Annotated in this window: 22 protein-coding genes and 1 tRNA gene; 12 read left to right on the forward strand and 11 right to left on the reverse strand. The window is 34.7% G+C overall.

The window, feature by feature from the left end:
* The first annotated feature begins 34 nt into the window (after nt 1-34).
* Genes LX80_RS01845 through LX80_RS01855 form a run of 3 tightly spaced genes read left to right on the forward strand, consistent with a single transcriptional unit; the run spans nt 35 to nt 3,246 of the window.
* Nucleotides 35-1,057, forward strand: coding sequence for a threonine aldolase family protein (locus tag LX80_RS01845; protein WP_111293324.1), 1,023 nt, complete (start codon nt 35-37; stop codon nt 1,055-1,057).
* Nucleotides 1,058-1,095: 38 nt separating this feature from the next.
* Entirely contained in the window at nt 1,096-2,751 is a 1,656-nt protein-coding gene (gene pgi / locus LX80_RS01850; protein ID WP_111293325.1) for a glucose-6-phosphate isomerase, read from the forward strand.
* A gap of 3 nt (nt 2,752-2,754) precedes the next feature.
* The gene (locus LX80_RS01855; protein ID WP_111293326.1) at nt 2,755-3,246 is read left to right on the forward strand and encodes a GNAT family N-acetyltransferase; all 492 of its coding nucleotides are present in this window, start codon (nt 2,755-2,757) and stop codon (nt 3,244-3,246) included.
* A gap of 9 nt (nt 3,247-3,255) precedes the next feature.
* Here LX80_RS01855 and LX80_RS01860 read toward each other — a convergent pair whose 3' ends face one another.
* On the reverse strand, nt 3,256-5,373 hold the full coding sequence (locus tag LX80_RS01860) for an endonuclease MutS2 (protein WP_111293327.1): 2,118 nt from the start codon (nt 5,371-5,373) through the stop codon (nt 3,256-3,258).
* A gap of 242 nt (nt 5,374-5,615) precedes the next feature.
* On the opposite strand from LX80_RS01860, the gene msrA reads away from it, so the two are divergent.
* Nucleotides 5,616-6,188 (forward strand): peptide-methionine (S)-S-oxide reductase MsrA, encoded by a 573-nt coding sequence (gene msrA / locus LX80_RS01865; RefSeq protein WP_111293544.1) that lies wholly within the window; start codon nt 5,616-5,618, stop codon nt 6,186-6,188.
* Between the two features lie 17 nt (nt 6,189-6,205).
* Here the strand turns inward: msrA and LX80_RS01870 are convergent, their stop codons facing one another.
* A complete protein-coding gene (locus tag LX80_RS01870; protein WP_245897925.1) occupies nt 6,206-7,873 on the reverse strand; it encodes an ABC transporter substrate-binding protein in 1,668 nt (555 codons plus the stop codon).
* 30 nt (nt 7,874-7,903) lie between these two features.
* Between LX80_RS01870 and LX80_RS01875 the strand changes: the two genes are divergently transcribed.
* Nucleotides 7,904-9,571 carry a M1 family metallopeptidase gene (locus LX80_RS01875; RefSeq protein WP_111293329.1) on the forward strand — a complete coding sequence of 556 codons (1,668 nt, stop codon included), beginning with the start codon at nt 7,904-7,906 and terminating at the stop codon, nt 9,569-9,571.
* Nucleotides 9,572-9,581: 10 nt separating this feature from the next.
* Here the strand turns inward: LX80_RS01875 and LX80_RS01880 are convergent, their stop codons facing one another.
* Together LX80_RS01880 and LX80_RS01885 are read right to left on the reverse strand one after the other, a co-directional pair.
* Nucleotides 9,582-11,279: an amino acid permease gene (locus LX80_RS01880; protein ID WP_111293330.1), complete on the reverse strand. Its 1,698-nt coding sequence runs from the start codon at nt 11,277-11,279 to the stop codon at nt 9,582-9,584.
* A gap of 33 nt (nt 11,280-11,312) precedes the next feature.
* Nucleotides 11,313-12,278, reverse strand: a complete 966-nt coding sequence (locus tag LX80_RS01885) for a polyprenyl synthetase family protein (RefSeq protein WP_111293331.1) — start codon at nt 12,276-12,278, stop codon at nt 11,313-11,315.
* 104 nt (nt 12,279-12,382) lie between these two features.
* Here LX80_RS01885 and LX80_RS01890 point away from each other — a divergent pair, with 104 nt between their 5' ends.
* A complete protein-coding gene (locus LX80_RS01890) occupies nt 12,383-12,865 on the forward strand; it encodes a hypothetical protein (protein WP_146250355.1) in 483 nt (160 codons plus the stop codon).
* A 73-nt stretch (nt 12,866-12,938) separates the two neighbouring features.
* On the opposite strand, the gene ftsY is transcribed toward LX80_RS01890, so the two are convergent.
* From ftsY to rpmB, 4 genes are all read right to left on the reverse strand, one after another.
* A complete protein-coding gene (ftsY, locus tag LX80_RS01895) occupies nt 12,939-13,901 on the reverse strand; it encodes a signal recognition particle-docking protein FtsY (protein ID WP_111293333.1) in 963 nt (320 codons plus the stop codon).
* A gap of 169 nt (nt 13,902-14,070) precedes the next feature.
* Nucleotides 14,071-14,241 (reverse strand): DUF4295 family protein, encoded by a 171-nt coding sequence (locus LX80_RS01900; protein ID WP_111293334.1) that lies wholly within the window; start codon nt 14,239-14,241, stop codon nt 14,071-14,073.
* A 2-nt stretch (nt 14,242-14,243) separates the two neighbouring features.
* Nucleotides 14,244-14,426 (reverse strand): 50S ribosomal protein L33, encoded by a 183-nt coding sequence (rpmG, locus tag LX80_RS01905; protein WP_111293335.1) that lies wholly within the window; start codon nt 14,424-14,426, stop codon nt 14,244-14,246.
* Between the two features lie 25 nt (nt 14,427-14,451).
* A complete protein-coding gene (rpmB, locus tag LX80_RS01910) occupies nt 14,452-14,688 on the reverse strand; it encodes a 50S ribosomal protein L28 (protein WP_111293336.1) in 237 nt (78 codons plus the stop codon).
* Between the two features lie 417 nt (nt 14,689-15,105).
* Here rpmB and rocD point away from each other — a divergent pair, with 417 nt between their 5' ends.
* Together rocD and LX80_RS01920 are read left to right on the forward strand one after the other, a co-directional pair.
* Complete coding sequence (gene rocD / locus LX80_RS01915) at nt 15,106-16,335, forward strand: ornithine--oxo-acid transaminase (protein WP_111293337.1); 1,230 nt, start codon at nt 15,106-15,108, stop codon at nt 16,333-16,335.
* 22 nt (nt 16,336-16,357) lie between these two features.
* Entirely contained in the window at nt 16,358-17,065 is a 708-nt protein-coding gene (locus LX80_RS01920; RefSeq protein ID WP_111293338.1) for a VIT1/CCC1 transporter family protein, read from the forward strand.
* Between the two features lie 8 nt (nt 17,066-17,073).
* Here LX80_RS01920 and LX80_RS01925 read toward each other — a convergent pair whose 3' ends face one another.
* A complete protein-coding gene (locus LX80_RS01925; protein WP_111293339.1) occupies nt 17,074-17,484 on the reverse strand; it encodes a hypothetical protein in 411 nt (136 codons plus the stop codon).
* A gap of 42 nt (nt 17,485-17,526) precedes the next feature.
* Nucleotides 17,527-17,597: transfer RNA gene (locus LX80_RS01930), tRNA-Cys, on the reverse strand.
* 75 nt (nt 17,598-17,672) lie between these two features.
* Here LX80_RS01930 and LX80_RS01935 point away from each other — a divergent pair.
* From LX80_RS01935 to LX80_RS01945, 3 genes are read left to right on the forward strand one after another with little or no spacing between them, the layout of a single operon-like run.
* The gene (locus LX80_RS01935) at nt 17,673-18,545 is read left to right on the forward strand and encodes a nucleoside phosphorylase (protein WP_111293340.1); all 873 of its coding nucleotides are present in this window, start codon (nt 17,673-17,675) and stop codon (nt 18,543-18,545) included.
* Between the two features lie 5 nt (nt 18,546-18,550).
* A complete protein-coding gene (gene dapF, locus LX80_RS01940) occupies nt 18,551-19,327 on the forward strand; it encodes a diaminopimelate epimerase (protein WP_111293341.1) in 777 nt (258 codons plus the stop codon).
* A gap of 13 nt (nt 19,328-19,340) precedes the next feature.
* On the forward strand, nt 19,341-19,850 hold the full coding sequence (locus LX80_RS01945; RefSeq protein WP_111293545.1) for an NUDIX domain-containing protein: 510 nt from the start codon (nt 19,341-19,343) through the stop codon (nt 19,848-19,850).
* Between the two features lie 15 nt (nt 19,851-19,865).
* Here the strand turns inward: LX80_RS01945 and LX80_RS01950 are convergent, their stop codons facing one another.
* The gene (locus tag LX80_RS01950) at nt 19,866-20,141 is read right to left on the reverse strand and encodes a hypothetical protein (protein ID WP_111293342.1); all 276 of its coding nucleotides are present in this window, start codon (nt 20,139-20,141) and stop codon (nt 19,866-19,868) included.
* Between the two features lie 133 nt (nt 20,142-20,274).
* Between LX80_RS01950 and LX80_RS01955 the strand changes: the two genes are divergently transcribed.
* A complete protein-coding gene (locus LX80_RS01955) occupies nt 20,275-22,761 on the forward strand; it encodes a YfhO family protein (RefSeq protein WP_146250356.1) in 2,487 nt (828 codons plus the stop codon).
* The last annotated feature ends 6 nt before the right edge of the window (nt 22,762-22,767 follow it).

Raw genomic sequence — 22,767 nt, forward strand, 5'->3', positions numbered from 1 at the left:
AAAATTATAAGAACGCATTTATCTTCGCAAACCTATGCCTTTAATTATCGATTATCGTTCCGATACGGTTACTCGCCCAACACCGGCCATGTTAGAAGCCATGTTTTCAGCCAAAGTTGGTGACGATGTTCTGGGGGAAGATCCTACCGTTCAATTACTGGAACAAAAAGCAGCCGCAATTTTTGGGATGGAAGCCGGTTTATTTTGCCCCAGTGGTACTATGACCAACCAAATTGCCATAAAAGTACATACTCAACCGGGTGATGAGGTAATTTGTGATGCATTATCGCATATTTACCTTTATGAAGGGGGGGGTATTGCATTTAATAGCGGAGCTTCTGTTAAACTATTACAAGGAAATAATGGCAGAATTACTGCGCAACAGGTGGCAGGTGCAATTAACCCCAATGATGTGCATAAACCCCAAACTACCTTGGTAAGCCTTGAAAACACCAGTAATCGTGGTGGGGGCAGTTGTTATACTTTAGAGGATTTGCAGTCCATTCATGAAATATGCCAACAAAACCAGTTAAAATTACATTTAGATGGTGCCCGATTGTTTAATGCTTTAGTTGCAACCGGGCAACAAGCAGAAACCTATGGAAAGATTTTTCACTCAATTTCCATTTGCTTAAGTAAAGGATTAGGTACACCTGTTGGCAGTGTTTTATTAGGTACTGAAACTTTTATTGCTCGGGCCCGCCGTATAAGAAAAGTATTGGGCGGCGGTATGCGACAAGCAGGTTATTTAGCAGCGGCCGGTATTTATGCGCTTGATCATCATGTTAAAAGATTGGCACTAGACCATGAACATGCCAAAACCATTGCTGCTGCTTTGCAAAAAAAGGATTTTGTGGGAGAAATGATGCCCGTTGAAACCAATATCATCATTTTTGAAGTGAAAGGCAGGTTCACACCCAAATCTTTGGCTGCTAAATTGGAAGAAAAACACATTAAAGTGATGCCGATTTCACCTACTCAGGTGAGAATGGTATTGCATTTAGATATACACACCACTATGGTAGACTATACACTAGAAACATTAGAAGAATTATAAAACTACAGCTATTATTTTTTGATTAAAATTGAACATTTATGCTACCGAAAATAAATCCCACCAATACACAAGCCTGGTTTTTACTAAAAAAACACCACGATGAAGAAATGAATCGTCGCCATATGCGCGATTTGTTTGCGGCAGATAAAGATCGATTTGAAAAATTTTCTATTCAGTTTGAAGATATTTTATTTGATTATTCCAAAAATATCATCAATCAAAAAACCCTGCAATTATTGTTGCAATTGGCCGATGAATGTCATTTGAAAGAAGGTATTCATGCTATGTTTGCCGGTATAAAAATTAATGAAACAGAGCATAGGTCGGTTTTGCACACAGCATTGCGTAATTTTTCCGATACACCCATTTTAGTTGATGGTAAAGATGTTATGCCCTTGGTTAGAAAAGTGCTTAACCATATGAAAACATTTTGCCGTCAAATACATGAAGGTGAATGGAAGGGATACACCGGAAAAAAAATTAAACATATTGTAAACATAGGTATAGGCGGCAGTGATTTAGGCCCGGTGATGGTTACAGAAGCATTAAAGCCTTATTGGATAAAAGGCATGCATGCGCATTTTGTTAGCAATGTTGATGCCACTCAATTGGTTGAAATACTAAAAGAAGTTAATGCTGAAGAAACGCTTTTTCTAATTGCTTCTAAAACTTTTACCACTCAGGAAACCATGACTAATGCACACTCAGCAAGAGATTGGTTTTTGAAACAAGCAAAAGATGAAGCCCATGTTGCCAAACATTTTGTTGCATTAAGTACCAATGAAAAAGAAGTAACAAAATTTGGTATTGATAAAGCAAATATGTTTGAGTTTTGGGATTGGGTTGGCGGACGTTATTCCTTGTGGAGTGCCATTGGTTTATCCATTGCACTTACTATCGGCTATGATAATTTTGAGCAGTTATTGAAAGGAGCCTTTGCCGTTGATGAACATTTTAAAACCGAACGTTTTGAAAAAAATATACCGGTCATCATGGCGCTTGTAGGTATTTGGTATATTAATTTTTTTGGTGCACAAAGCGAAGCTATCCTTCCTTACGACCAATACATGCATCGTTTTCCGGCCTATTTTCAACAAGGCAATATGGAAAGCAACGGAAAAAGTGTTGACAGAATGGGCAATCCGGTTAATTATTCAACAGGCCCGGTTATTTGGGGTGAACCCGGTACTAATGGTCAACATGCATTCTATCAATTAATTCATCAGGGTACACCCTTAATTCCTTGCGATTTTATTGCTCCGGCTAAAAGTCACAATCCCTTGGGGGATCATCATACTAAATTACTTTCCAACTTTTTTGCACAAACAGAAGCTTTAATGAATGGTAAAACAGAAGCTGAAGTGAAAGAAGAATTAATGAAAGTAATGTCTAATGAAGATGAAGTTAAAAAATTAGTGCCATTTAAAGTTTTTGCGGGTAATAAACCCACCAACTCCTTTTTATTAAAAGAAATAACCCCCTACTCTTTAGGTAGCCTAATTGCGCTTTATGAACATAAAATATTTGTTCAAGGTTTAATTTGGAATATTTTCAGTTTTGACCAATGGGGGGTTGAATTAGGAAAACAATTGGCAGGAAAAATTCTGCCTGAATTAAATGATGATAAAATGGTAACATCGCACGATTCATCTACCAATGCATTAATTAACCATTACAAAAAAATGCGGAAATAAAGCATGGAGTTGTGTAATATCAGGCCTATTGAACCCAAAGATAATGCTGCTTTAGCCACAATTATACGCACAGCATTAGAGGAATTTAATGCGAATAAGCCCGGCACCGTTTATTTTGATGCAAGTACCGATGATTTGTATAACTTATTTCAAAACCACGACAAAGCAAAGTATTTTGTAGCTGAACATAATGGTGAAATTTTAGGTGGTGCCGGCATTTATCCTACAGAAGGTTTACCTGAAGGTATGTGTGAGCTGGTAAAAATGTACTTGAAAAAAAGTGCTCGTGGTAAAGGATTAGGTAAATTTTTAATTGATAAATGTTTGCAAACGGCAAAAGAAGAAGGATTTAGCCAGGTTTATATTGAAACCATGCCCGAATTAAGTAAAGCAGTTTCAGTTTATGAAAAATTTGGTTTTACCTATTTAACAGGGCCAAAAGGGAATTCAGGGCATTCCGGTTGCACCATTTGGATGTTGAAAAATTTAGCGTAATTGAAAAAATTATTTGGGTTGATTTTTTTCAGTTTCTTCCTGTTTCTCTACTGCTACCAAATCGCTAAGCTCAATATTCATGGGAAGTAAACCAACCTGAACAATGGCTCTTTTACCTCTTATTTCCTTTACTGTACCTACTTGGTAATTTTTCTTCAATTTCACCAACATACCTTCTTTAATGGTGCTGTTTAATTCTTTGTATTGATGGTTGATTTTTTTGACTTGTTTGGGTTGAACTATTTCATTTTTTTGAAAAAGTAAGTTTTTCAAATTTTTTATTACCTCGTTCTTGTCTTCCGCTTTTTTATAGTCCAATACAATTTGTTTTAGCTTACGTTCCATGTTTTTTAAGTAAGCTAATTTTTCTTCTGATAATTTATTTTGATGTTTTAATAATTCAATTTGTTGTTTGTGCTTTTCTTTTTTTAGTGTTGCTTCCAGTTCTTTTTTTAAGTCTGCATTTTCTTTCAATAATTTTTTTAATTCTATTTTTTCAGAATGCAACTGCTGCAAATGTTGTTCCGTATTGTTCAATAGTTTATCTAATTTAAAATGCTGTTCATCTACTAACTTTCTGGCACGATTAATTAATGCAATAGGAAGCCCTATTCTTTCGGCAATAGCAAAAGTGTAAGAACTGCCCGGCTTACCAATCATTAATTGATACAGGGGTTCTAACTTTTTCTCATCAAAGGCCATTGCGCCATTCACTATACCGGGTGTTTTATTACCCATAATTTTTAAATTTAAATAATGGGTTGTTACAATACCAATGGAATGTTTGCGACACAATTCTTCCATGATGACTTCAGCAAATGCACCGCCCAAGTTGGGGTCACTGCCGCTACCCAATTCATCAATAAAAAATAAGGTTCTACCATTCGCCATTTCAATGAAATGCTTTAAATGCAATAAATGCGAAGAATAGGTGCTTAACTCAAATTCAATACTTTGGGTATCACCCATTAAAATAAATAGTTGCTTAAAAATACCTATTTGCGAGTGCGGATGAACAGGAACTAATAAACCACTTTGTACCATTAACTGAATTAGCCCAACAGTTTTCATGGTTACTGTTTTGCCACCGGCATTAGGGCCGCTAATAATTAAAATTCGCTTTTCATCATTCAATTCAATGTTTACCGGAATAGTAGGTTTATTGCTTTTTTGATTATTTAAAAATAAAATAGGATGATAAGCTCGTTGCAAATGCAACATTGATTTATCAATAATGTCGGGTTTTTCGGCGTGCATATCCATTGCCAACAAAGCTTTGGCCTTAATAAAATCAAACAAACCGATAATGTTAAGATAGTTCAGCAGTAATGGTGCATAACTACTTAAATTGGCTGTTAACTGTTTTAATATGCGTTTTACTTCAGCTCGCTCTTCGTTTTCTAAAGCATAAACTTCATTATTCAAGTCAATGGTTTCTTCTGGCTCAATAAATGCTGTTTTTCTACTGTCACTTTCTCCATGAAAAATACCCTTAACTTGCCGCTTGTGTTCCGAGAAAACAGCCACTACCCTTCTGCCACTACTAAAGCTTTCTTCAATATCGGCGGTATAACCGGCTTTACTTAGTTTGTGTAATACTTTTTCAAAAACGCGTCTTAATTCATTTCTCTTTTTCCACAAACGTATTCGAATGTTTTGTAAATCAGCACTGGCATTGTCTTTTACATTGCCGGTATCATCAATAACTTCTTCAATATATGTTATGATGTTTTTTTCAAAATAACTATTTTCAATTACTTTGGTTAATGCCGGGTAGGCTAATCGTCTTTCAGTATCAAACCAACGAAAAATAGCCTGTATATTATATGCCAATGATCTTATTTCTAAAAAATCTTCTCCTAAAAGTGTAGATCCTTGAATGCTTAATAACTGAATTTCTTTTTGTAAATGGGTGGTGCAATCAATGGGAAAATATTGCCCATGTTGTAATATTAATTTAAATTCATGGGCTTGCTGTAATTCTAATTCAATAAAATTAATTTTTGTATGTAAGCGTAATGATGCGGCTTTTTCAGCGGCAATGGTTGTTTTACAATATTGACCTAATAATTGTTGTACAGTATTAAATTCTAATAAAACAGGTGCCAGATTAGGATATAAACGCATAATATAAAGTGCAATAACAACAAAGTTAATTTGTAAACGGCATTGAATGGATGAGTAATTTTACACAATAATGTTGATGTGTTCAATATTAAACAATTAACTGTAGTTACACGTTTTAATGGTATAATTTTGCTGTTATGCTTTTAAAATTCTATTTCACAGGTTTGTGCTTTATAAGTACTTTTTGTTTATCCTGTGCTCAACCGGCGAAAAATAAGGAAACAAAGGAAATAACACATAATATGGACAATAAAACAATTCCGGCAGGACTAAAAACAGATACCGCCTATTTTGGCGAAGGGTGTTTTTGGTGTACAGAAGCTTTTTTTCAACGATTAAACGGAGTTTATGAAGTGAATAGTGGCTATGGCGGCGGCCATGTACCCAATCCAACATATGAACAGGTATGCGATAAAAATACCGGACATGTTGAATTAGCACAAATCATCTATGATCCTAAAGTGGTTTCATTTGATGAATTGTTGGAAGTATTTTGGAAAACCCATGACCCCACTACACTTAATCAACAAGGTGCTGATGTAGGGCCTCAGTATAGAAGTGTAATTTTTTATACCAATGAAGAGCAACGCCAAAAAGCAGAAGCATATAAACTTGCATTAGATAAAAGTGGTGCCTTTAACAAACCAATCGTTACTGCAATTGAACCATTCAAAAACTTTTATCCGGCTGAAAACTATCATCAAAATTATTACAACAATAATGGTGACGCGCCTTATTGCCGTTTTGTAATTAGACCTAAATTAGAAAAGTTTGAAAAAGTGTTCAAAAACAAATTAAAACCCGGTGTGGAGTAAGAAGATTGATTTTGAATTTACTGCTTATTAACAGATATTATTTTGGTGTGCCTCAACTCCAATAGATTTAAGGCATTCGGCTCAAAGCCTTGCACGTTATTTTGTACAAAATGTATAACCATGTCATAAAATAAGGGTACTACAGGGGCATCATCCATTACTAATTGATCCATTTGGCGGTACAGTGCATACCTGATGGAATCATTATCGGTTGCTACTGCTTGGGTATATAGATTATCGAAAGTTGTATTCTTGTATCGTGTATAATTGGGCGGTGCAGGATTCTTACTGTAAAAAACAGCCATATAATTTTCTGCGTCCGGATAATCAGCCATCCAACTACCCCTGAAAAATAAGGCTTTTGATTGTGCTGTTTGTTCTAACAAAACACTTTTTTGAACCACTTCTACTTGTACCGGAATGCCAACATCTTCACATTGTTTAGCAACAAAACTGGCTAAATTGGCGTAAGTGGGAATGGTTAACAAATGAATCGCTGCCATATTTTGAGAGGTTATGCCAGATTCTAAAAGTAATTGCCTCGCTTTATTAGGATTGTAGCTATAACCTTTTACATAAGCTGTATTATTTGATGGTAAACCCATGGGACAAAAACCCGCATTGGCCGCATATCCTATTGAATTACGTAAGTACAGCATCATTTGTTCTTTATTAATGGCATAATTAATAGCCTGTCGAATTTTTTTATATTGAAGTGGCGACTGTTTAACAATTGCCAAAGAGGTATCCATTAAAATGCCTAAATATTCGGTGTTTAAATAGGGATGCTTTTGTAATTGCATTTTGCCTAACCAAGCTTTTTGTAATGATCCATATTTGGTTAATACCTCATCTTTAAAAACAGGATCTATGTCGTTGATAAATGAAAGTTCACCCTGCCTAAACTGTAAAAACTCGGTTGCTTTATTTTGGTAAAAGCTAATTTTAATGGCATCTAAATACGGCAATGAAGTACCGTTATTATCTTTTTCCCAGTAATGCTTGTTTTTATGTAAAACTAAAGCCACCCCTTCTTCCCAAAAAAATAATTGAAAAGGGCCGGTACCACAGGGTTTTCTTCCAAAATTTTTTCCTTCCTTCATCACTACTTCTTTTGGAACAATGCTGCAGTATTGCATGGTTAGTATTTCTAAAATAGGATGAAAGGGATGTTGTAATTTTAATTGAAAAGTAGTGTCGTTTAAAGCTGTAAAAGCATTATCATTTACCACATGGCCATTAAAAATCCATGCACCGCTGCTAGCGGTATTTTTATCAATAATTCTGTTTAAACTAAATACTACATCATGGGCAGTGCACCTTCTTCCTTTACCATTTATGAATGCCGGGTTATCTTGAAAATAAACATCATTCCGCAAATGGAAAGTATAAATTAGTCCGTCATTACTAATATTCCAACTTTTGGCAATGGATGGTTTTATTTCCAAATTGCTATCCAGTTCTACTAAAGTATTGTATAATTGATGTACTGCCCAAATTACAGATTGATTTTTGGCAAAAGCAGGATCTAATGTTGCAATACCGGTACTTTCATTGTAAGCAAATACTTGTTTTTTTATTTCCGGCTTTGAATAACAACTAAAAAAACAACTTATAAAAGTTATTAAAATAAACTGTAAGCCTTTTTGAAGATATAACTTTTGATACATTTTCGTTAGCTTCATATTTTCATTTCAAATTATTAATTTATAACCATGTGCAATAAATTTTTATGGCTTATTTTGCTTTTAGCCTTTCCTTTTGGGGGTTCAGCACAACTACTACAAAATAAAACAGTTTTCACACATGCCGATACATTAAGAGGAAGTGATAATGCACAACGCAATTGGTGGAATGTATTACACTACAGCATTACAGTTAATCCGGACTTTGAATCGAAAACCATACAAGGTAAAACTACCATACAATATGCTGTGGTTAAACCAGTAACTACTATGCAAATTGATTTGCAGCAACCTTTAATTGTAGATAGTATTTTCTTTCATAATAAAAATTGGGAATTTAAGCGAGAGGATAATGTAGTTTATTTAGAAAAATTACCTGTTGCAAAAATTGGAAGCCATGATTCGATAACAATATTTTATCATGGAAAACCACGAGAGGCAGTAAGGCCACCATGGGATGGCGGATGGATATGGAAAAAAGATTCTTTAAACAGACCTTGGATGACTGTAGCTTGCCAAGGTTTGGGCGCCAGTGTTTGGTATCCTTGTAAAGATTATCAGGGTGATGAACCGGACAACGGAGCCACCTTGTCAATTATTTCGCCCGATACCCTTATGGCAGTGGGTAATGGCAGATTAAAAGAAGTAGTGAATACAAATAATCAAAAGAAAATATATACATGGCAAGTTGTCAATCCAATTAATAATTATGACATTATTCCATACATTGGAAAATATGTCAATAAAAAAGATACCTTATTAGGCGCAAAAGGACTATTAAACTTACAGTTTTGGGTTTTAGATTATGATACCACAATTGCATGGCAACAATTTCAGCAAGTGAAACCCATGTTACGGGCATTTGAATATTGGTTTGGCCCCTATCCTTTTTATGAAGACGGTTATCAATTAATTCAAGCACCACATTTAGGTATGGAACATCAAAGTGCAGTAGCTTATGGTAATCATTTTAAAAATGGATATTTAGGCAGAGACTTAAGTGGAACGGGATGGGGTTTGCGTTGGGATTTTATCATTGTACATGAAAGCGGACATGAATGGTTTGGCAATAATATTACTACCAAAGATGTAGCCGATATGTGGGTTCATGAAGGCTTTACCAATTATAGTGAAACTTTATTTACGGAATATTATTATGGTAAAGAAGCCGGAACGGATTATAATGTAGGTAGCAGAAAAAATATTTTAAATGATAAACCCATTATAGGCCCTTATGGTGTAAATAAAGAAGGCAGTAGCGACATGTATTACAAAGGAGGTGCTTTACTGCATAGCATTCGCCATTCAATGAATAATGATGTGTTATTTCGAAAAATTCTGCACGGGTTGAACAAGGAGTTTTATCATAAAACTGTAACTACAGCTAATATTGAAAACTATATTAATCAACATGCCGGATTTAATTTTCAATACGTGTTTAATCAATACTTAAGAACTACGCAAATACCTGTATTGGAATATGCCATTGATTCGGCTGAACACAAGGTTCGTTTTAGATGGATAAACTGTATTCCTAAATTTAATTTACCCATTAGTTTGTGGGATGATTCAGGTGTAAGCATTAAAATATATCCTACTACATCCTGGAAATTGATAACGGTGAGTTCAAAGCAAATGCACTTATTTAATGATGCTTTGATTCAACGTTTGTATTATGTTAAAACAAAAAAATCGTAATGTTTTTTCTTTAGCAATTAATATTGGGTGGGCAGAGATTGCTGTGTTTTCTTCCATAAAAGAAATAAAGACATAATCCTAAGCCCATCCATATAAAAAACCACATCCAACTTATTGCAGGTATTTCAATCATTAAATACAAACAAAACAAGGCACCTAATACCGGTATGGTAGAATAGTTTTTTAAAAAGCTTAAAATTGCTACTACTACCAGTATAGCAACAAATACAATAAATAAAATTTCCTGATAACTTTCCGTATTCATTTGTTCAAAGGCAAGTGATAACCGTTGGTGAAATGCAATGATAAAAAAAATGGCGAGAATGGGGATAATAAACTTACCATTAATATAAGGTAATTTAAAACGACCTTGCTTTGCATTCTGCATTTTGGGTAAAACCAGCACTCCAAAACAAACCAATACAAATGCAAATAATGTTCCTATGCTGGTTAAATCGGTCATTAAACTACTTGGTAAAATTAAAGCAGGAATGGCTACCAAAAAGCCGGTAATAATTGTTGAAAATGCTGGTGTATGAAATTTGGGATGTATTTGTGCAAATTTCTTTGGCAATAATCCATCTCTACTCATGCTCATCCAAATGCGTGGTTGCCCTAATTGAAACACCAGCATTACACTGGTAGTTGCTACCACAGCACTGATAGATATAATGTAGCTTACCCAAGGCAAATTAATTTTGCTAAAAACAAAAGCAAGCGGGTCATTTACTTTTAATTCGGAATAGTGAACCATTCCTGTTAATACCAGGGCAATTAATATATATAATACAGTGCATATAATTAAAGAATAAATCATGCCCCTAGGTAAATCGCGTTGAGGATTTTTACATTCTTCGGCAGTAGTAGAAATGGCATCGAAACCTATATAAGCATAAAATACAGCAGAAACACCTGCTAAAACACCACCAAAACCATTAGGCAGAAATGGTGACCAATTGGCTGGTTTAACGTAAAAAAATCCTAGAACTATTACGAAAATAATTACTATAATTTTAAAAATCACCATAAAATTGGTTGATTTCTTACTCTCTTTTATACCCACATAAGCCAAAATGGTAATTAATACAACAATGATGAATGCAGGCAAATTCATTAATATGTGCTTGCCCAAAAAAACCGGAGCATTAGTCCAAGTGTCAATGGCTGTTGTTAAATGCTGTGGTAAGGGTTGATTTTTGGTTGTAAATGCAATTGCTTCCTGATAATCTTTGGCAGCCGAAAATGGATCAGTTAATAACCATCCGGGTAAGTGAATACCTAAACCCATTAAAAGATTATTAAAGTAACCACTCCAGCTAATAGCCACTACAATATTTCCAATAGCATATTCTAAAATTAGTGCCCAGCCAATTATCCATGCTATTAATTCACCAAAGCTAACATAAGCATAAGTGTAAGCACTTCCGGCTATGGGTACTCTACTTGCAAATTCAGCATAACACAATGCACTAAATCCACATGTAATTGCTGTTATAATAAATAGAAATGCAATACCAGGCCCACCATTAAATGCTGCGGTACCGATTGTTGAAAAAATGCCTGCACCAATAATGGCTGCAATACCCATGAATGTTAAATCCTTTACCGTTAGTACGCGGTTTAATGATTGATGATGGCTATCTGTTAATCCTGCCTCGGAATCGGCAACAATTTTGTCAATTGATTTTTTACGAAATAAGGTCGACATGCAATCGCTGTTTATTAAAAAAAGGAAGATACATTAATAATCTCTTTGAATGAGAAATGCGGCTATATCTTTTAAATGTTTTTTTCGTGAGCTTTGAACAGCAACTTCTTCTAAATGATACATTGCTTTATTCAAATATTCTTCTTTTAAAGCTTTGGCCCATTCAGGTACACCACATTCACGAAATAGTTGAATAACAGTTTCAACTTTATTATCAGCATTGTTATTCATAGCATCGTTCAGCTTTAGTTTTTGTGCATCTGTAGCTACCTCTAATGCCCGAATAAGCAAAGCTGTTTTTTTATTTTGTTTAATATCGCCACCAATTTCTTTACCAAATTTTGCAGCATCGCCAAAGGCATCCAAATAATCATCCTGTATTTGAAAAGCAATGCCCAAATTTTTCCCGAAAGCATATAAATGTTTGCTGCTTCCTTCACTGGCACCACCTATAATTGCACCCATTTCTAAACTGGCTGCTAATAAAACAGATGTTTTTAGTTCAATCATTTTTATATAATCATATAAATCAATGCGATTATCTTGCGCATAATCCATATCTAATTGTTGACCTTCACAAACTTCTACAGCTGTTTTATTAAACAAATGCAAAATATTTTTCAAATATTCCGTTTGAATATTTTCTAAATATTGGTATGCTTTTATCATCATTACATCGCCTGATAATAAAGCAGCAGTATTACCGTACTTAGTATGAACAGTAGGTTTGCCTCTGCGCAAATCAGCTTCATCCATAATATCATCATGAATTAAAGTGAAGTTGTGAAACAGTTCAATTGCTGTTCCCACTTTATAAGCATCTTCATGAATTTCACCAAACAATTCATTACCCATTAAACAAAAAACCGGTCGAATTCTTTTGCCGCCTAACTGAAGAAAATATCGACAAGGGTCATATAAGTTTTTAGGTAACGTTGGCAGTTGTTGTGCTGAAAAATAATTTCCAAACAATTCAGTAAGTTGTTCAAATGTATGCATACCACAAACTAACAGGAAAAATTTGAAATAAATTGATTCAGCATCAAAGTTTTATACACAAAAAATTGGCACGATTTTTTAATAATTTTGCCAAAATATGTATTATGAAAAAATTATTCATCCTTAGCCTTTTCTCTTTATTCGTTGGTATTGCTTCATTGCAAGCACAAAATTTAAGTAGCTCATATCAAACTGCTGTTGGTTTAAAAATATATCCCGGTGCAGTTTCCGTAAAACATTTTGTAAATGGAAATAATGCCATTGAAGGTTTGGGCTATTTTTGGCAATATGGTTTTCGATTAACAGGTTTGTATGAAATACATGGTGATATTAATGGTGCACCCGGCTTAAAATGGTATGTTGGCCCGGGTGCTCATATAGGTTCTTATAACAATAATTGGACAAGAGATTATCCTAATAGAAATAGTGGTGTGGCTATTGGCATTGATGGGGTGTTGGGATTAGATTATAAAATTAAAGGTGCACCTTTAAATGTTAGTTTTGATTGGCAACCCTCATTCAATTTAGTAGGCTATTCGTACTTCGAAGGCGGTTGGGGTGGTTTAGGTATCAGATACACCTTCTAATATTAAACATCAAAAAAATATTATTGAAGAAGTTCGAAGTATTAATGCCTTCGAACTTCTTTGTTTATAACCATTACTGATGTTGTAATGAAAATAAACTATCCACAAATTCTTTTTTATCAAATACCAATAAATCATCAATTTTTTCTCCTACGCCAATAAACTTTACTGGAATTTTAAATTGGTTGGCGATTGCTAAAACAACGCCACCTTTTGCAGTTCCATCTAATTTAGTAACGGTAATAGCCGATACATCGGTTGCAGCAGTAAATTGCTTAGCTTGCTCTAATGCATTTTGTCCGGTTGAACCATCCAGTACCAACATTACTTCATGCGGGGCATCAGGAATTACTTTTTGAATAACACGCTTAATTTTAGATAGCTCTTCCATTAAATGTGCTTTGTTATGTAAACGGCCGGCTGTATCAATAATTACAACATCAATATTTTTGGCAACTGCACTTTTAACGGTATCGAATGCCACGGCACTGGGATCACTGCCCATAGCCTGCTTTACAATAGGAACCCCTACTCTTTCGCTCCAAATAGTTAATTGATCTACAGCTGCTGCCCTAAATGTATCTGCTGCACCAAGTAAAACAGAATAGCCTGCTTTTTTATAGTTGTGGGCTAATTTGCCGATAGTGGTTGTTTTGCCTACCCCATTTACTCCAACAACTAATATTACAAAGGGCTTTTTATTGTTAAGAATTTCAAAGTGCTTTTCGGTTTCATCACCAACTTTTAAAACATTTTGAATTTCATCTTTTAACAAATGATTCAGCTCAGTAGTATTAATGTATTTATCTTTTTTTACCCGCTCTTCAATACGTTCAATAATCTGTAAAGTGGTATCAACACCAACATCGGCACCAATCAATGCTTCTTCTAATTCATCCAACACTGTTGCATCTACCGTACTTTTACCGGCAATGGCTTTTGATAATTTAGACAAAAAACCTTCTTTGGTTTTTTGCAATCCCTGGTCTAAACTTTCTTTTTCTTTCTTGCCGAATAATTTATCAAAAAATCCCATAAAATTTTTTTCAATGAGTATGTAAATGTGGGTACAAAGTAACACTAAAATTCATAGAAAAATTTTGTGAATACATCAAAGCCAAGTAAACACTGCATTTAATACTAATTTATGTATAAAAAAAAAGCTTTCCAGTGGGGAAAGCCTTACATAATTTAAGTGCAAAAAACTATTTAGATAAAAATTCTTTTACTTTATCCTTGTGCACAATAGCTTCTTTAAACGTGTAAGCGCCGGTTTTAGGGCTGAGTACAGGTTTAATTACTTTAGTCCAGTTTTTTGCTTCAGCGGCGGCCTTTTGGTCTTTGGTCTTAATCGCTGTTTTTGCTGCTTTTGCCATAATTATTTAATTTCTTTATGAACAGTAACTTTTTTCAGAATGGGGTTGTATTTTTTTAATTCCAGACGTTCCGGGGTATTTTTTTTGTTTTTTACGGTTATGTAACGACTGGTGCCCGGCATGCCTGAGGCTTTATGCTCGGTGCATTCTAATATTACTTGTACTCTATTACCTTTCTTTGCCATTGTAATGGGTAATTTACTGGTTTAATTAAATTTTTACGCCGTCGGCTCTTAATTGCTTAATTACTGAGGCCAATCCATTTTTATTAATGGTACGAATGGCGTCAGCAGAAACTTTTAAAGTTACCCAACGGTCTTCTTCTGCAAAAAAGAAACGTTTAGTTTGCAAATTTGGCAGAAAACGACGCTTCGTTTTAATGTTTGAATGTGAAACTTTGTTTCCTGTTAATGGTTTTTTTCCTGTAACCTGACATACTCTTGCCATGATGCTATTTTTTTCGGGACGGCAAAGGTAATAAACTGAAATGAAATATCCATATTAATTTCATCTTTTTTATACAAATTATACACAAGCCGTGGAAATGTAAATTTTGTAGGCAAAACAAATGCATTTTATACACATTTAGCCGATAATTTTTCAATAAAGAAGCAAAAAAACTCGGTATAACTTCGTTTTCAATAAAAAATTAAAATTACAGTCTTTATATACCAGGCATTTCGTAACTTGCTGCGCATAATGAAACGCTTCTTACAATATAACCTCGATTTTTTAGATCATCCCTTGGGGTAATGGTATTTCTATTCTTTTAGGTTGTTCTTATTTATTTATGCTTAAGCCTTTCTAAAGGGCTTTTATACTCATTCTTTATTATTAATTTATTCATTTTTTAAATTGATTTTTATGTTAACACAGCAATTATACAGCAGCAGCTATTTTATTGAATTAGAAGAAAAATATGGCGCACATAATTATCACCCGTTACCGGTTGTACTGGAAAAAGGTGAAGGTGTTTTTGTATATGATGTAGAGGGAAAGCGGTATTTTGATTTTCTAAGTGGTTATTCTGCCGTTAATCAGGGACATTGCCATCCTAAAATTATTGAAAGTTTAATTGCTCAAGCAAAAAAACTTACCCTTACTTCCAGGGCTTTTTACAATAATAAATTGGGTGAATATGAAAAATACATTACCGACTATTTTGGGTATGATAAAGTTTTACCCATGAATACGGGTGTTGAAGGGGGAGAAACTGCCATAAAACTGGCTCGCAGATGGGGTTATGTAAAGAAGGGAATACCGGAAAATAAAGCTAAAATCATATTCGCTGAAGGTAATTTTTGGGGAAGAACCCTTGCAGCCATTTCAGCCTCTACCGATCCATCTAGCTATAAAAACTTTGGCCCATACATGCCCGGTTTTGAACTGGTGCCATACAATGATTTAACTGCACTGGAAAAAGCGTTGCAAGATAAAAATGTAGCCGCCTTTATGGTTGAGCCTATTCAAGGTGAAGCGGGTGTAGTGGTACCAAATGATGGTTATTTAAAAGGTGTTCGCGATTTATGTAATGAATATAACGTTTTATTCATTGCCGATGAAATTCAAACAGGATTAGCCCGTACCGGAAAAATGTTGGCTTGCGATCACGAACATGTTCGCCCCGATATTTTAATATTAGGAAAGGCTTTAAGTGGCGGCACCATGCCCGTAAGTGCTGTACTTTGTGATGATGAAATAATGCTAACCATAAAGCCAGGAGAACATGGCAGTACTTATGGAGGTAATCCTTTAGCTTGTGCTGTTGCCGTTACCGCATTGCAAGTTATTAAAGATGAAAAAATGGCCGAAAATGCCGAGAAAATGGGCAATATATTTAGATCGGAATTAGCCAAGATAAATAGCCCACATATTCAAACCATACGTGGCAAAGGCTTGTTGAATGCCATTGTTATTCAACATGCCAATGAAGATGCCGCCTGGGAAATTTGTTTAGCATTAAAAGAAAATGGTTTATTGGCCAAACCAACACATGGAGATAAAATTCGTTTTGCACCGCCATTAATTATTACGGAAACACAACTAAAAGAAGCCATTCATATTATTAAAACAACGTTGCAACAATTTCAATAGTGTTTTTATTTATTTTTAACCCATGTTAGATACCCATTTGCACCACAAAGAAGAACATTTACAAAGTTCAGATTTATTAACAGACATTGTAATTGGCATGAGCGACGGACTTACCGTTCCATTTGCATTAGCGGCAGGATTAAGTGGTGCAGTGGGGCATCAGGTAAACTTAATTTGGGTAGCCGGAATTGCTGAAATTGCAGCAGGTTCAATTGCCATGGGTTTGGGCGGTTACCTGGCAGGAAAAACTGAAGTTGACCATTATAACAGTGAAATAAAGAAAGAATTTTGGGAAATTGAAAATAAAACGGAGGTTGAAATTGAAGAAGTCCGTTCTGTATTTAGAAACTGGGGGCTAAGTGAACAAGTACAAGAAGAAGCTACGCAAGAAATTATTAAAGATAAACAGCGCTGGGTTGATTTTATGATGAAGCATGAATTAGGTTTAGAAGTACCCGACCCCAAAAGGGCCAGAAAAAGTGCTTTTAATATAGGTTTGTCTTATATCGTAGGAGGGCTTGTGCCTCTTAGCCCCTATTTTTTTGTTAGTGAAGCCATTAACGGATTGAAAATTTCAGTAATAGTAACCCTGATTTGTTTATTTATTTTCGGATATTTTAAAAGCAAAATTACCGGCATTTCGCCATTATTGGGAGGTTTACGTGTAATGATGATTGGTGCTGCTGCAGCTGCGGCTGCCTTTGGTATAGCCAAACTAATAGAAGGGTAATAAATTTGCTAACGAATATTTCGCTCAACAGGTACATTTAATTTAGGTAACAATGTCATTACTAATACAATTGCTCCTAAAATTAAAGTAACGTATAACCCCATTTTTATTTGTGGGCACTCTCCTGCCCTGCATAGTGAAAATAAAACAAAGTTTTTTACCGCCCAGGCCATATTAATAAATCCAAGGAAAATATTGGTGCGCTTTGCCCATATTTTGGGAAGTAAAAAACCAATGATTAACAAACATGAGAAAAAAACTTGTGAAATGATTTGTTGACCAAAAGTAAATTGCTCGTTCACTGTTCCATGAACACCATTTAAAGTTAAATTGACAGAGGGTATATATATCCAAGGCAAATAGCAATTAGCTATCATTAAAATGGCTGCAATAATTCCAATGGTTTGTGTGTATTTCATAAAGAAAAGAAAGGATTACCAAAGTAATCCTTTTATGTTTAGAGGTCCCGAGCGGATTCGAACCGCTGTACAAGCTTTTGCAGAGCTCTGCCTAGCCACTCGGCCACAGGACCATTTGTTTCAGGCTGCGAAAATAAAGCATCGTAACTAAATACAAAATTCTAATTTTGCAACTTCAAAAAAAAATTATGAACACTATTGCTCCATCTGAACTAATTATTAATGAACGTGGTGCTGTTTACCACGTTGATTTAAGGCCTGATGAATTAGCCGATACCGTTATTACAGTAGGCGACCCTGACCGTGTAGAAAAAATCAGCAAACACTTCGATTCTATTGAAGTTAAAAGACAACATAGAGAATTTGTAACCCATACCGGATATATTGGCAAAAAACGTTTAACCGTTATTTCCACCGGAATTGGGCCGGACAATATAGATATAGTGATGAATGAATTAGATGCACTTAAAAATATTGATTTTACCACACGTACCATTAAACCTAATTTACAATCTCTAAAAATTATCCGATTAGGTACTTCAGGTGCATTACAAGCCGATATTCCTGTTGATAGCTTTGTGGTAGGTACTCATGGACTTGGTTTAGATAACTTACTGCATTATTACCCCTATCAAGCTAATGAAGCGGAACAACAAATTCTAAAAAATTTTATTGCACACACACAATTATCAGGCAATATTCAACCCTACATAGCTACCGGAAGTATTAGCATCTTAAAACATTTTGTTGAAGGCTTTCACCATGGCATTACCGTTACCTGCCCGGGTTTCTATGGTCCACAAGGTAGAGTGTTGCGATTAGGCTTAGCTAATCCGGGATTGGTAGATAATTTTAGCAGCTTCAGCAGTGGTGAACATCGAATTAGTAACTTTGAAATGGAAACCAGTGCTATATATGGTTTAGGTAAACTATTAGGCCATCAGTGTTTATCCGTTAACGTAATTGTAGCCAATAGAATACGAAAAGAATTTAGTAAAGATGGAGCACTGGCCGTTGAAAACTTAATTAAAAAAGCTTTATCTATTATAAGTACACTATAAATTATATGCAACTTAATTTTTATAAATATCAGGGTACCGGTAACGATTTTATTATACTTGATAACCGAACAAAAAATTTTACGCTTACTACCGAACAAATTAATTTTCTCTGTAATCGGCGTTTTGGTATTGGTGCCGATGGTTTAATGTTATTAAATCAAAGCAATACCTACGACTTTGAAATGAAGTATTATAATGCTGATGGCAATGAAAGTACCATGTGTGGTAATGGAGGCCGCTGTTTGGTAAAATTTGCTAATGATATTGGTTTAAAAAAAGAAAATTACCATTTCATAGCTATTGATGGCCCACATGAAGCGCATTTTGAGAAAAATGGTTGGGTTGATTTACAGATGAAGAATGTTGATAATATTGAACATTATTATGGTGATTTTTTATTGAATACCGGTTCACCACATTATGTGAAAATTGTTACAGACATTGATAATTACGAAGTGTTTAAAGAAGGCCGCGCCATTCGTTTTAGCAAAGACTTTGAAAAAGAAGGCATTAATGTAAACTTTGTGGAAATGGTGAATGAGGATACCATTACCGTTAGAACTTATGAGCGGGGTGTAGAAAATGAAACCTTAAGTTGTGGAACAGGAGTAACTGCTGCTGCTTTGGTTTTTGCACATAATGATGCCGGCTTTAACCGTATTGAAGTAAATACCTTGGGTGGAAAATTGGCAGTAGAATTTGATAAATTAGGAGAAAATTTTTCTAATATATGGTTGTGCGGCCCTGCCACTTTTGTTTTTAAAGGCGAAATTGAATTATAAAAAAATTAAAATTATGCACCAGCCTATTGCATACGAAAAATTGAGTAAGCCTCAAAAATTCACCATTCGTGTTTACGGTCTACTGATTCATAACAACCAAATTTTGGTGAGTGATGAATACATTCGTGGTAATTATTTCACAAAATTTCCGGGTGGTGGTTTAGAACTGGGTGAAGGTACTCGCTCATGTCTTGAACGTGAATTTTTAGAGGAAACCGGCTTACATGTTTCAATTCAGGAACATTTCTATACCACCGATTTTTTTCAAATATCCGCCTTCAATACTATTGATCAAATAATGTCAATCTATTATAAAGTTTCTGCCATTGATGAGGATATTGCACATTTAAAAACCACTTCCCGCCCCTTTGATTTTACACCTGAAGAAATTGCCGATACAGCAGGCCAATATGAAAGATTAAGATGGGTTCCATTATCAGCATTAACCAGCGAAACTGTTCACTTGCCAATTGATAAAGTTGTTGTGAATATGCTGATAAATGAATTTTCCAAACAGGCCTAAATTAAACTTTACAACTTAAAGGCTTAAGAAATAAATTGCTTCCAATAATAATAAGCTACCATTAAAGCCTAATAACCATTTTGGCGCCAATTGAATAAAACTTCTTTTAAAAATTAAATTTAACAGCAAATAAATATTTAATATAATTACCGCATGCCCTGCAACCACCCAATAACTTTCTAAATCTTTATTCTGAAATATAGGGCCGCTATAATGCATAATCATTGTCACCATAAAAGCTATATTACCAATAAAAGCCACCCGGTTTAAGAATAAAAATTGCTGTTTCATAAAATTTCGTTCAAAATACCATTAATTTGCCTTTGCAAAAAAACAATGTTACATATAATATGTCAACTTGTAATTGTTAATCATAACATGAATTAAACATACATTGGTTTCTTTAAACAATAAAAACAACCACATGAAAAATGTTGCTTTAAAAAATTTATTGCCACATATCATTGCCATAGTATTATTTGCAATTGTAGCTGTTTTGTTTTCAAAACCCACCATCGAAGGAAAAGTGCTTCAACAAAGTGATGTTATTCACTGGCGGGGAATGGCGCAAGATTTAATTCAGTATAAAGATACCCATGGTCATTACCCTTTATGGAATAACAATTTATTTGGTGGCATGCCTGCCTATCAAATTATTTTAACAGCAGCCAATCCGGTTTCTATAGTATATGCGCATCCGTTATTCATGTTGTTTTTACCTAAACCTATTGGTTATTTCTTTTTATTGTGTATATCGTTTTATTTTTTGAGTCAAGTGGTTAAAACCAATTATTGGATTGGCATAGCAGGAAGTATTGGTTATGCCTATGCTTCTTTTTCTGCTATTATTGTTGCTGCCGGACATGATACACAAATGCTTGCATTAGGATATGTGCCTGCATTAGTTGGAGCCATATGGCTTATTTATGAGAAAAAATATTGGTGGGGAACAGCTTTAACCGCTTTATTTAGTGGTTTATTAATTGCTCAAAACCATTTACAAATTGCTTATTACTTTATTATTATAGCAGCATTTATGACCATTGGATTTATTATTCAATGGATAAAGGCAAAAGATTATAAACATTTAGTTAAAGCATTAATATTAACATTTATTGCCGGGGCTATTGGTGCCTCATGTAACTTAGTAACGTTGGCTACCACCAACGATTATTCAAAAGCCACTATGCGTAATGGCACGTTGAATTTAGATACCGCTGCCAATGCAACGTCCACTCGAAAAACTGCCGGATTACCCATTGACTATGCCTTTAATTGGAGTTACGGAAAAGCGGAAAGTTTTACATTACTAATTCCTGATGTATATGGCGGTGCCTCTAGTGGTGAACTTAATGGAGATTCACACATTGCTAAAATGTTGCAACAAAAAGGTGTACCCGATGATCAGGCTGCTCAGTTTGCTGAAAGCATGCCTTCTTACTGGGGTAATCAGCCTTTTACTAGTGGTCCGGTTTATTTAGGCGCCGTTTTGTGTTTATTATTCATTTTTGGAATCGTTTATTTGAAAACACCACACAAGTGGTGGTTGTTAATATTAACGGTAGTGGCTTTGCTAATGAGTTGGGGCAAAAACTTTATGTTCTTTAACGAGTTTTTATTCAACCACCTGCCACTCTACAACAAATTTAGGGTACCCACAATGACGTTGGTAATTCCTCAGTTTACTTTTCCTTTTGTAGCAATATTGGTACTGCAACAATTATTTTTCGATACTAAAGACAAAGCTTTTGCCATTTTTGCATTGAAAAAAACGCTGATTATTACAGGTGCCTTTTTTGTATTGGCCATATTGCTATACTTTAGTTTTGATTACGCGGCTCCGGCAGACGCTAATTTGAAATCGTATTTTACGCAATTAACTCAAGGCAATACTACAGAAGCGAACAGCATTTATAATGCATTGATAGAAGATAGAAGAAGTTTATTTGGTGCAGACTTGCTACGTTCTATCATTTTTGTTGTTTTGGCTGCTGCCAGTATTTTCTTTTATTTGAAAAACAAACTGAAAGTTACTTATGCCATAGCTGCAATAGTTATACTAATTGCCGCGGATAACATAAGTATTGATCGCAGATATTTCAGTGAAAAAAACTTCCAAGATGAAGAATCCATTGATGATGCTTATTTTAAACCTTCGGCTGCAGATCAACAAATTTTAAAAGATACATCGTACTATCGGGTTTTGAATTTAACACAAGATGTTTTTAACGATGCACTAACCTCCTATCATTTTCATTCCGTTGGCGGCTATCATCCGGCCAAATTAAGTATTGTTGAAGACTTACTGAATTTTCAGCTAAGAAAACAACCCATGAACAGGCAGGTATTAAATATGCTGAATACCAAGTACATTATTGTTAATAATCCAGCTACCAATAAACCCGAGGTACAATTAAATCCCGAAGCATTAGGTCCTTGTTGGTTTGTAAAAACCGTACAATTTGTAAACGGTCCGGCTGCGGTAATGAAAGCATTAAACAACTTTACACCAAAAGATACTGCTATTGTTGATGCTGCACAACAGTCATTGGTAACTTATACAAATACAACCGATACTGCTGCCAGTATTCAATTGGTAAAAAATGATAATGATATTATTCATTATGTATCGAACAGCAGTAGCAATGGTTTTGCCGTATTTAGTGAAATTTATTACAACAGAGGTTGGAAAGCCTATATTGATGGCAAGGAAGTTCCTATTATTCAAACAGATTATGTTTTGCGTGGCTTGTCAATTCCTGCAGGTAAACATGAAATTTTGTTTGAATTTAAACCTGCATCATATTATGATAGCACTAAGATTGCAATTGGTGCATCAGCATTGGTATGGATATTAATTATTGCCGCTATTGTTCATTCATTCAGGCTAATAAATAGTAAGCCTGAATAAAATATA

The organism is Hydrotalea sandarakina (genome assembly GCF_003254115.1).
Taxonomy (GTDB): domain Bacteria; phylum Bacteroidota; class Bacteroidia; order Chitinophagales; family Chitinophagaceae; genus Hydrotalea; species Hydrotalea sandarakina.